Raw genomic sequence first — 973 nt, forward strand, 5'->3', positions numbered from 1 at the left:
ACCATAAAACGAAAGTATCTGTTTAAGATTTTGGTACAAATGATTTTATTTTATATGACGCACAACGGTTTTGTGTATGGCTTGTTGCGGGAAATTCGCGAGAATTTTCCGCCGTTGACCAAAGATAGCGAATAAGATTGAATTTCCGCGAGGAAATTCAGCCGCAATGAGCTATACACGTTGTTGTGCGTTCGTTTTTTATTCATTCATATATTTATGTAAAAATTCAAATGCTATCATATGATTTTCAACAGGAAATTCACCTTTATTTATATCATTCAGTTCAGAAACTAACTTACGAAAAGTAGGATTACTGTTTTTTGGAATTGAATTATTTGCAAAAGCAGAATCTTTATAGAATTGTTCTTTTAATTTTAATTTATCCAAATTAAGATTATTAATAAATTCCATTGCTTTTTTGTACTTACTGTCATAGAATCGTTCATCACTTTCTTCAATAAAATTTTTGCCTTTTGTATTTAGGTCATATAAAATTCTGCTCATAGTCTGAATTAATGATTCTTCTGTATTTTCAAATCTATAGCAAATGTTTTTTGGAAAAGTAGTTGAGTCGATAAAGGAATTTTCCAATCTCAATTGCCGATTTAATAAACCATTATAAACATATAGGTTATTCTTTAAGGATTTATTCACGATAGAATGTAGCGTACAATAAATTTTTCCTTTTTTGAAATGAACCTTAATTTTCATTGTATCAAAAGCTTCGACACTTTGAGGTTCTCTTTGAAAATAGTAAATCCTATCATTATATTTTGAAAAAATGAAACCTAAATCATTTTCCGAAATATGATTAATTATAATTTCTCTTAATGACTTTTTATTCAGAAGAATTTTCAAATTTCACTTGCTTTTTATTTCGTCCGTTAAATGACGCACAACGGTCTCGGCTATGAGTAGTTGCGTGGTTTAGCACTTAACTTAGCAAGTACACACCAAACTGAAAATCCGCGAG

Annotated in this window: 1 protein-coding gene; it reads right to left on the reverse strand. The window is 29.5% G+C overall.

Features of this window, described 5'->3' with window-relative positions:
- Window positions 1–198 precede the first annotated feature (198 nt).
- Window positions 199–858, reverse strand: coding sequence for a hypothetical protein (locus tag QGM60_RS18120; protein WP_281141649.1), 660 nt, complete (start codon window positions 856–858; stop codon window positions 199–201).
- Between the last annotated feature and the right edge of the window lie 115 nt (window positions 859–973).

Origin of the sequence: Winogradskyella sp. SYSU M77433, from assembly GCF_029911945.1 — a bacterium.
GTDB lineage: Bacteria > Bacteroidota > Bacteroidia > Flavobacteriales > Flavobacteriaceae > Winogradskyella.